Source organism: Methanospirillum hungatei (assembly GCF_020216685.1).
GTDB classification, from domain to species: domain Archaea; phylum Halobacteriota; class Methanomicrobia; order Methanomicrobiales; family Methanospirillaceae; genus Methanospirillum; species Methanospirillum hungatei_B.
Genome location: NZ_JAIWNS010000039.1, coordinates 1 through 10,000, shown reverse-complemented (window position 1 = coordinate 10,000; position 10,000 = coordinate 1). Strand labels below are relative to the sequence as shown.

At 49.9% G+C, this 10,000-nt stretch carries 11 protein-coding genes; 8 read left to right on the top strand and 3 right to left on the bottom strand.

What is annotated here, in order from left to right:
- The first annotated feature begins 54 nt into the window (after window positions 1-54).
- From LDL35_RS02255 to LDL35_RS02235, 5 genes are all read left to right on the top strand, one after another.
- Window positions 55-693 (top strand): SdpI family protein, encoded by a 639-nt coding sequence (locus LDL35_RS02255; RefSeq protein ID WP_304019076.1) that lies wholly within the window; start codon window positions 55-57, stop codon window positions 691-693.
- The gene (locus LDL35_RS02250; RefSeq protein WP_304019074.1) at window positions 690-1,910 is read left to right on the top strand and encodes a serine hydrolase domain-containing protein; all 1,221 of its coding nucleotides are present in this window, start codon (window positions 690-692) and stop codon (window positions 1,908-1,910) included. The genes LDL35_RS02255 and LDL35_RS02250 overlap by 4 nt, the downstream gene beginning before the upstream one ends.
- 40 nt (window positions 1,911-1,950) lie before the next feature.
- Window positions 1,951-2,997 carry an ornithine cyclodeaminase family protein gene (locus LDL35_RS02245; RefSeq protein WP_369694878.1) on the top strand — a complete coding sequence of 349 codons (1,047 nt, stop codon included), beginning with the start codon at window positions 1,951-1,953 and terminating at the stop codon, window positions 2,995-2,997.
- Window positions 2,994-4,043, top strand: coding sequence for a family 16 glycoside hydrolase (locus LDL35_RS02240; RefSeq protein ID WP_304019072.1), 1,050 nt, complete (start codon window positions 2,994-2,996; stop codon window positions 4,041-4,043). The genes LDL35_RS02245 and LDL35_RS02240 overlap by 4 nt, the downstream gene beginning before the upstream one ends.
- An 80-nt stretch (window positions 4,044-4,123) precedes the next feature.
- Window positions 4,124-5,362, top strand: coding sequence for an NAD(P)/FAD-dependent oxidoreductase (locus tag LDL35_RS02235; protein WP_304019069.1), 1,239 nt, complete (start codon window positions 4,124-4,126; stop codon window positions 5,360-5,362).
- Window positions 5,363-5,370: 8 nt separating this feature from the next.
- Here LDL35_RS02235 and LDL35_RS02230 read toward each other — a convergent pair whose 3' ends face one another.
- Window positions 5,371-5,895, bottom strand: a complete 525-nt coding sequence (locus tag LDL35_RS02230) for a chemotaxis protein CheW (protein WP_011448898.1) — start codon at window positions 5,893-5,895, stop codon at window positions 5,371-5,373.
- A 390-nt stretch (window positions 5,896-6,285) separates the two neighbouring features.
- Here LDL35_RS02230 and LDL35_RS02225 point away from each other — a divergent pair, with 390 nt between their 5' ends.
- Window positions 6,286-6,426 (top strand): hypothetical protein, encoded by a 141-nt coding sequence (locus LDL35_RS02225; protein ID WP_304019067.1) that lies wholly within the window; start codon window positions 6,286-6,288, stop codon window positions 6,424-6,426.
- A 23-nt stretch (window positions 6,427-6,449) separates the two neighbouring features.
- Here the strand turns inward: LDL35_RS02225 and LDL35_RS02220 are convergent, their stop codons facing one another.
- Both LDL35_RS02220 and LDL35_RS02215 read right to left on the bottom strand, forming a co-directional pair.
- Complete coding sequence (locus LDL35_RS02220) at window positions 6,450-7,691, bottom strand: aldo/keto reductase (RefSeq protein ID WP_304019064.1); 1,242 nt, start codon at window positions 7,689-7,691, stop codon at window positions 6,450-6,452.
- A 22-nt stretch (window positions 7,692-7,713) separates the two neighbouring features.
- Window positions 7,714-8,163 (bottom strand): response regulator, encoded by a 450-nt coding sequence (locus tag LDL35_RS02215; protein WP_304019063.1) that lies wholly within the window; start codon window positions 8,161-8,163, stop codon window positions 7,714-7,716.
- 397 nt (window positions 8,164-8,560) lie between these two features.
- On the opposite strand from LDL35_RS02215, the gene LDL35_RS02210 reads away from it, so the two are divergent.
- Window positions 8,561-8,956, top strand: coding sequence for a tetratricopeptide repeat protein (locus LDL35_RS02210; protein ID WP_304019060.1), 396 nt, complete (start codon window positions 8,561-8,563; stop codon window positions 8,954-8,956).
- A 112-nt stretch (window positions 8,957-9,068) separates the two neighbouring features.
- Entirely contained in the window at window positions 9,069-9,584 is a 516-nt protein-coding gene (locus LDL35_RS02205) for a hypothetical protein (RefSeq protein ID WP_304019057.1), read from the top strand.
- Window positions 9,585-10,000 lie beyond the last annotated feature (416 nt).

Genomic DNA, 10,000 nt, shown 5'->3' with positions numbered 1-10,000 from the left:
AGGGATCAGTATGAGAATAGAAAAGAACCTATGTTCTAACGCATATATACGAGTATGCAGTTGCTTCGGATACTCACAATAATCCTCATTCTCCTGACCTTTGGAATTGTATTCATTGTTTTCCCCGCCCTTCCGGACGAAATTCCTACCCACTGGAATATTCAGGGTGAAGTGGACGGGACAATGCCGGTTTTTCCAGGTACCATCCTCATCCCGGCCCTGATGGTGGGGATAACCCTGCTTATGATAATTCTTCCCCGGTATGATCCCAGATGGGAAGCCTACCGGGAATTTCAGGGAGCATATGACGGACTTATTCTGCTCCTCAATATCTTCTTCTTCCTGCTCTTTCTCATCACCATACTCTGGGCTCTTGGAATAGAAGTTCCGATGAACCAGGTAATTTCTGTGTTGTTTGCGATCCTTATGGGAGGAATAGCATTTTTTATCCGTCAGGTAAAACCAAACTGGTTTGCCGGGATACGGACACCCTGGACCATGGAGAGTGATGCAGTATGGAAGGCGACCCATGAACGAGGGTTCCGGGTATTTCTCATCGTCGCTCTTCTCTGCCTGCTTGGGATCCTGGTGCCGGAGTATGCATATCTCTTCATTCTTCTTCCGGTCATCATAGGAACCATATATCTTGTCGTCTATTCGTATATCATCTGGAAAAAGGAGAAAGCGGTATGATACGAAATCTGAATAAAACTGGCTGGGCGGTGATTTTACTTCTGTTCCTCCTTCTGCTCTGCCTTCCGGTTGCAGGAATGATGAGTCCGGAAGAATGGCGGATAAGTGCTCCGGGTAAATTCTCAATACTCTCCGCTGAGGAGGTTGCGTCGGTTGCACAGCCGCTTGTCAGGAACGGTACATATCCATGCCTTGTCATCATCCTTGAGGACCGGAACGGATCCGCACTCTATACCTTTGGAGATGCTGACCGGACGATGGGTCTGCCCCCTGATAACCGCACTACCTTTGAGGTTGGATCCGTTTCAAAGACCTTCACCGGTCTTCTGCTCGCCGATGCAGAGCTTCGGGGGATGGTAAACCTGTCTCTCCCCATACAGACCTATGTTCCGGAGGGGGTGACCGTTCCCTCATGGCAGGGCAGGGAGATAACCCTCTCTGATCTTGCAACCCACACCTCAGCACTCCCCAATGTGCCGGATGATTTTTACCGGTACCAGAAGGAGAGTGACCCAATCGAAACACAGGCTGAATCAACCTTCAGGGGGTATGAGGAGATACCCGCCGATCTGGTGTATGCCTGGATCAGCAACCTGACTCTGACCCGTTCTCCTGGTGAGGCATGGGAGTACTCAAATGCCGGAACGGCCATCGCAGGAGATATCGTTGCCAGGGTGCAGAACCGGACCTACCCTGAGCTCGTAAAAGAGCGTATCCTTGATCCTCTTGGCATGAACAGCACGGGAGCTGGATGGAGGTCTGACCTTCTCGAACGTTCTGCGGTCGGCTACCGGGGATATGCCCCAAATCATGACGAAGGGATGGTCATCAGGTACAATGAGTTCTGGACACCGACGGCGGGAATGATATCTGATGCGGATGATATGGCCGTCTACCTTGCCCTGCAGCTGGGATTTCTGGATGTGCCGGACGGACTGAAGGAAGCGGTCAACCGGTCGCATGAGCCACGAACCATCAGATCCACTGAAGAGGTGGAACTCTGGCAGTCACTCTTCTGGGATACCTTTGAGACCGAAGGCATACCAAGAGTCCACCTCAAGGCCGGAGAGACCAACCGGTTCATGGCCGATATTGCATTTGTGAAGGATATGGGGATTGGTGTTGTTGTCCTTGCCAATACGGCATACTTTTCAGACACCCATGTTGAATCTGATGTAGCCATTCCACTCATCAGACTGATGCTGGAGAAAAGATAACCAATCATAGGAGCATACTAAGAAGGAAATCCTGACCCTCATGCAGGCCTGCCATACCAGAACATATCCGGATACTCCGGACAAAAGGGCAGAAAGAGGAGAAATAATCGATATGCAGTACTATCCGGCGCCAGAAGAGGTGATAGAGATGAGTGATCTGATATCTGCAGTTGAATCTGCATTCTTGGATCACGGTGCGGGAAGGAGCATTATGCCCCCGAAGGTCTATGTAAATCTTCCGGGGGGTGATTTCAGAACAATGCCTTCCTATATCCCCTCCCTTGAGACTGCAGGGGTAAAGATTGTGAATGTCCACCCGGAAAACCGGAAGGCCGGGCTGCCAACCGTCATGGCGGTCACCATTCTTCTGGACCCTCCGACCGGAACGCCCGTTGCGGTTCTGAATGCAACCACGCTCACCGACCTTCGGACCGGAGCTTGTGCAGCGGTGGCAACCAGAGCTCTGGCTCACAAAACATCAGGGACTCTTGGGATTATTGGATCAGGCAGACAGGCAGAATCCGGTCTTTTAGCCCTCTCCCAGGTCTTTGAGCCTGAGGAGGTGCTGGTATGGTCACGGTCTGCCTCTCATGCAGATGAGTTTGTGCAGCGCAACTCCCATCTCCCCATACGATCCACCGATATCGAGTCTGCTGCAGGGGCTGATGTCCTTCTGACCGTAACCCCCTCAAAGACTCCCCTTATTCACGATGCATGGATCGCTGACGGAGCCCATATCAATGCCATGGGGGCTGATGCTCCCGGAAAACAGGAACTTGACCCCGCCATACTGAAGAGGGCGGATGTGTTTGTAGATGACATGGACCAGGCTGTCCATTCCGGAGAGGTGAATGTGCCAATCAGTCTGGGACTCTATTCCCCATCGGAGATCACGGGGACTCTTGGCAGGGTGCTGACCGGGGCGATCCCAAAACCATCCCCCGGCACCGTCACGGTTTTTGACTCAACCGGGCTGTCTATTACCGATCTTGCAGCAGCCCGCCTTGCCATAGGAAAGGGAAGAACCATTGACCTGCCATTTATGCAGAATGCCGCAACACCGGGCATTATCGGAGTGAGAGAATGAAGAAGGTATCCTGCCCGTCATGTGGAAAAGAGAACAGACCGGATGCCCGGATCTGTGCATATTGTGCCATGCCGATAGATGATGAACCTGCACCACACGTAGAACCGATATCACCGTACGATGATCTCTTCTCAGATGATATCATCCCTGAAAAGCCGAAACCAAAAGCAAAACCAGAACCAGAGCCTCAACCACAACCACAACCACAACCAAAAGCAAAACCACTGAAAGGACCGGTACTGGAACCGGAAGGAGACTTCAAAGAGCCTGCCGGAAGAAAACGGATGCAGATTCCCCTGCCGGCTAACCGGGATATGGCTTTTCTTGCAGGGATAATCGGCGTGGGAATCATCCTTATCCTGGCATTGTTCTTTCTGCCATCCGCCCCTCCTGACCAGACACCAGTCCAGGTTCCAAAAATTACGCCTGAAGTGACCAAGGAAATAATCGAGACTCCAAAGCCGACACCAGATGTTCAGTCAGGGACCGGATACACCCAGTTTGACAACTTTTCAGATAAAGAGAGCGGGTGGGGATCGTATGAGAGTGATACGTTCCTGAAGTATTACTCCGGGGGAGAGTATCATATGATCCAGAAGGGAGAAGACCTCTCCGACCGTGCCCTTCTTGGAAAGGATGTCACAGATTTCGTTGCAGAGGTGGAAGCACGGCTTGATTCTGGTCCGCTCACCGGCCAGTACGGGATGATATTCCGCTTTGAGTCCGGGAACTACTACTCATTCGGAATCAATGGCCGTGGCTGGTTCACGGTCAGGAAACATATGGACGGAAAGGTGTATGAGATGATTCCCCTGACCGAGACCTATATTCTGAATAAGGGGTATGAGACAAACCGGCTCGGGATCAAGGCTGAAGGAAATACACTGAGCTTTTATATCAACGGAAAGATGGTCAGGTCCATAGCAGATACGTCACGTACCCACGGGGACATCGGGTTCTTTGTATCCCGCCTTGCAGAACAGGGATTTATCAAAGAGCAGCCGGTCCATGTCGCCTTTGATAACTTCAAATTCGGGGAGATATAATCCCAAACCCTGGTTTTTTAAAAAATGCAGTGGTTCACCGCTCATCCTGATATAATGCCCCTTTTTTCCAAGGAACGTGTATGAAAGAGTATGCCGTCATCGTTATCGGCGGAGGGCCAGCAGGTCTTTTCTGCTCTCTCCTTTTAGGAAAAGGGGGGTGCAAGACCCTTCTCCTCGAAAAGATGCCATCCTGCGGGAGAAAACTGCTCCTCTCAGGTTCAGGTCAGTGTAACCTCACCCATACCGGACCGATATCTGAATTCATCTCCCATTACGGGGATCATGGAAGGTTTATCAGACCTGCCCTGATGCATTTCTCAAATGATACGCTCATCAGTTTTTTCCAGGACCGGGGAGTGCCGTTTCGTGATGATGGGAATGGCAAGTACTTCCCGGAATCAGGAAAGGCACGGGATATCCTGAGTGTCCTGCTCAAAGAAGCGAATGAGGCAGGGGTCAGCATCCATACCGGCGAGCCGGTGTGTACCCTCAGTCATGACACCTCCGGATTTACGGTTATCACCAGAGGAGATACGTATCATAGTGCAGGAGTTGTGCTCGCAACCGGGGGATATACCTATCCTGCAACGGGATCCACCGGCGACGGATATACCCTTGCACAGGCTCTCGGGCATACGATTGCAGAACCAGGTCCTGCTCTGACACCGATTCATATTCCGAATTTTCCCTTCAGGGACCTTTCCGGGATGTCCTTCTCAGAGGTGCCGCTCACGTTGTACCGGGAGAAGAAGAAGGTGCATGAAGCACGAGGAGATCTTCTCATCACCCACACCGGCTTTTCAGGCCCTGGAATTCTTGATATGTCCCGGTATATCAGAACCGGAGATGAACTCCGGGTCTCATTCATTCAGTATACAAATATCAATTCCGCCAGGGAGGACCTGATCTCCCGTTTCTCATCAGGCGGGGTGAAACAGGTAAAGACTATCCTTGCCAGCCTTCCGCTTCCTGAACGGTTTGTGAGATTTTCCATGGAACTGGCAGAAGTTCCCCCTGATATGACCTGTGCGCAATTTCCAAAGGAGATGAGGAACCGGTTAATACCCCTGCTGCTTGAATACCCGGTCAAGGAGATGAAATTAGGCGGAGAGAATGAAGCCATGGTCTCACGGGGAGGAGTGTCTCTTGATGAGGTGAAAAAAGAGAGCATGGAGTCCCGTATCGTACCAGGTCTGTACTGCATCGGCGAGGTTCTTGATATTGACGGGGACTGTGGAGGGTATAACCTGCAGGCTGCGTTCTCCACCGGGGCACTCGCAGCAGAAAATATTGTAAAAAAGATGAAAATAGGTGAGTGATTTCAGGATCAGGACTGGGAAATCCCACCCGCTTCCCTGATAAGCCCGCTCATATCAATCCAGATGACCAGTTCTTTCTTACTCTCTCCTTTCTCACCAACATCCTTCTTAATAACGCCAAGGATATGGGAGTCTTCACCGGCCCCATGAGAGGTCTGATCGATATCGGCCACATTCACGGTCAGAACCGAGGTGACTTCATCCACCACGACACCGGTCTTCCCGTCGGTGACCGACTCATCAAGAACAATGAACCGGAGGTCTTCTGTATCTCCTGATTTTCCTTTGGTAATCTTCAGGAGCTGGCGAAGGTCCACTATGGTTGTGATCTCACCCCTAAGGTCGATAATTCCCCTGATATATGCCGGTGCATGAGGGAGTGGAGTTATCTTGGATGCTTCGACAATCTCCTTGACATCAAAGAGGTTGACTGCAAACTTGTCGTCACCGATGATGAACTCGACGACCTGTACCTCCTCGTTTCCATGCTCATTTGTTGTTACCCCTGCCGTTTGTGTTGCTGCCAGAACCATCTAAACCACCTGTCTGCATGAAACCGGTATGGACATACTCCTTCCGAAGCGCTCCATCCCCACCGAAAAACCCGGCATTTCCTCTCATCATTTGAAATTCACGTGGTAATTCAGCAGAGTCTGCCGGCTGACTCCCCTGAACGGATATGTTATCAACAAGTACCTACTTGGGTATAATCCTTTATATTCTTATACACCCGTGCATACATTATTCAGAATTTCTTAGAATCATGAAAGATCCCCGCCCTCCGGACCCTACTGAAGAGTATGCCCGGTTTATCTCATGGTTATTGAAGCATCGGACCTTGATACCCCTGTCAGATAGAAGAATCAGGATAAAATTTCCCCATCTTGATCTTGATAATCTTATAAAGACAGTTGGAGAATATAGTGGCTTTTCGTATGATCTCTTCACGGGGCCATACGGGTTATAAATCCCATGCTGCAGCACAGGCCCTTGCAGAATCCATCCTGAATACCTTGGAAAATGCCCATAATTCAGGCCAGTTAGAGCAGTACTCGAAGAATTAATAGGAATGCTTTTTACCCGGGTATCATTCCTTCATCCATGTACTGTTTTTCAAAAAGGCGAACCGTCGCATAATGGGAAGGGCGATCTTTGCTCCCAGGACAAGCACCTGAAAGAACGGACCTTCAAGCCGGTCTGATACCTCTTTAAGTCTCTTTGGGATATTTATCCCCTGCGGACAGGCAGAAAGACATGACCCGCACCCGACACAGGCAGATGCAACCGAATATCCGCTCATAACTCCTCCCAGACGGGCGGCATACACAGCATTGGTTCGCCAGGTATCCCCGAACAGAAAGAGATTGTTATACATCTCAAAGCAGGAGGGAATATTCACCCCGAACGGACAGGGCATGCAGTACTGACATCCGGTGCAGGGCACTTTCATCAATGAGTGCCAGGTATCGCTTACCCTTCTGATGATCGCCTGCTCCTCTGCAGTCAGACTCCCCGGATACGCGGTCTCTGCAGTCCGGCAGTTCTCATCCACCTGTGCAAAATCATTCATCCCTGACAGGACCATGGTGACCTCAGGCTGATCCCAGAGCCACCGGAGCGCCCATTCTGCCATAGTCCGCTTCACCGGAGCCTGCTCCCATATATGTGCAATCTCACCGGGAGGATTTTTTGCAAGTTTTCCGCCACGCAGGGGTTCCATGATAAAGACTGCCAGGCCCTTTTGTGCTGCATATGTCAGGCCCTCCCGCCCTGCCTGACTGAACTCATCGATGATATTGTACTGAATCAGGCAGCAGTCCCAGGGGTATGCATCCACAATCTCTTTAAATGTCCTGGTATCCTCATGGAATGAAAAACCGGTATGTTTTATCCGTCCGTCTGCCTTTGCCGTATCAAGGAACTCCATAACCCCGCATGCCTTCATCCGGTCCCAGCTCGTTCGGCCTATAGAATGGATGAGGTAATAGTCGATATAATTCGTATTGAGCCGGTTGAGCTGGGTATTTAAAAAGAAATCCATGTCCTCCCTTGATTTTACCAGCCAGTGAGGGAGTTTTGTTGAAAGGGTAACCTTCTCCCGGTACCCGTCGGCAAGGGCCCTGCCAAGAAATGATTCCGACTGTCCATGATGGTACATCCAGGCGGTGTCAAGATGGGTAACACCTTTGTCTATTGCATACCGAAGCAGGGCTTTTGACCGTTCCTCGTCGATGGAACCATTCTTTTCAACAAACCGCATACACCCGAATCCAAGGATTGGGAGTTTTTCCTGTGTCCGTGGAACTTCCCGGCAGAGTATACCAATCACCTTCTCCCCATAGGGTGCGTTTTTAGAGAAATGAAGATGGCACGGAATCTTTCACCTGGTTCTTCATGACTGCCTGAACGGTTGTATACCGGGCAATGGCCTGTTGTATCTTTTCATTCAGAACTGAGAAGACCTGGGACGGGTCACCGGTCTTGATCACGTAAAAATCGACACCAGACTCTCTTGCCTCCCCTTCGATATCTTCCTGCCTGATTCCACTGAGAAAGATGAAGGGTGTTGATGTTCCACGCTTTCGAACCAGGTGTAAAAATTCAATGCCATTCATCTCCGGCATCTGATAATCGGATATGATGATATCAAAAGGGGTCGTGCGCAGTACCTCAAGGGCCTGTTCTCCGGATTCTGCGGAGGTTATCTCATAATCTCCAAAAAGGGTAAGATAATCTGAAACTGTTGATCTCCACAGATGCTGATCATCGACATGGAGCACCCGGACTGGTTTTTCAGGCATATCAGTCAGTGTACCCTATACATCCTTTCGTGATATATAGATTGATACCTGAAGGTCCGGGGTGTGAGACCATATATACGCTATGACCGGATTTTCCTGATTTGTCTCCAAATCTTATGGTTTTTACCCGTCCTTCCCGCAGGTGTTATAAAATACTTCATGTCTCATGATCCCTTGTCATGGTATTGCATGGCATTACTGAATGCAAAGGCGATATGCATAGATGTTTTGCGCAACTGGTTGGCAAATTCTTAATGTATCGCAAGTTCCATGGTCATTTATCCCAGAAATATGCATATCATCCTGCTCTCCTGCAGGACCCTGGGAGAGAGATCTTTAGGAGAGCGGGACGGTACCAGATCAGATGTGTGGCTGGCACTTTTTTGGGACAGTGGTCATGGGACCAGAAAAGGAGGGAATAACAATGGCAACAGATGCTATCGTATCAAAAGATTGGACGGTTACAAAACTGAATCCAAATATCGAGTGTGCCCTTCGGGATGCACAGAACTGCAAGATGGCAGGGGATTATCAGCTTGCACTGAGCCTCTACAACAAGATAATTGAAGAAGATCCGTCAAATGCACGGGCATTACATTCAAAAGCAAATGTCCTGGACCTGATGGGGAATTATGCTGATGCGATCCGGTGTTATGAATCCGCTCTTTTGTGTGATCCTCACAATGCCGAGGCATGGTATAATAAGGGGATGACCCTCCGGAAGACCGGCAGGCATGAAGAGGGTCTTGAAGATATCAGAAAGGGCATCTCCCTTGCCATGGGAGATATCTGACGATTTCCTTTTTCTTTTTCTTTCTAAACGTTTTTATAGCCATTTCAGAAACGGTTTCACTTTCACCCCGCACCCCTGAAGTTTATATGGTCATCACACCGACCATCAGAGTATGATATCGCTGCCAACCTATCTGACAACGCTTGCCCCGTGGGAATTTTCCGTCTACATCGCTCCCCGTGACGTTATCCAGGCAGCGCTTCCGGATGCCGCAGGGGCATTCAGATCGGTCGTATACCTGCATGGGAACTCAGGGACCAGACTCCTTAAGGAACATCCTGACCGGAATATCTCATATATACAGGTTTTGGGGTTTGATGACCTGATGACACGGATTTATGGGGCAAAAGAATCTCTGCTCCTCATTGAGTACTGTGATGAATGGTTCATGGATGATCCTGACCGGATTAGAGCCTTTGGAGAGGCCTGTAAGAGTTATTCACGAAAGAGGGGAGCCGCAGTTCTTCTGTCGGTGAGGGTGAATTATGTTATCCGGACTCTCCAGCCATTCATCGGCCCGGTTCAGTGGGTGCAGACATCTCCCCGGTACGCCCTGTCACAGACTCCCCTCTTTGTCAGTGAGGAGCAGCAGGTGTTCAGGTACGGGCAGCAGACTCTTGGAGTATAAAAAAGGGAGGTGAAAATATGGTGACCGGTATTATCTATACCCCTGATTTTCAGAATCATCAGAACTGGCCTGAGCAGCCAGAGCGGGTGGTACGGTCTGTAGAATACTTATAAAAATCAATTCAGAGGACGTTTTGAAGATGTTACGGGTTGGGTGATATTTCAGTCACAGAATGAGATTGATAATGCTAATGGCTTATAGATGATCTCATCCGCTATCCGACTGCAGCGTCATTTCCGTACCGAATGGGTCTGGCCATCCTTGTTCCCCTCCAGGACGAAGCCTCAAGAAGATGATGATCGAACGATAAAAAAAGGTTTTCCTGTTTAAATACGGATCATCGATCCGTACCTCCCCGTCCTCTCCTGCCCGGATGGTACACACCATATTCCGGGGCGTACCATGTGTAGGTACAT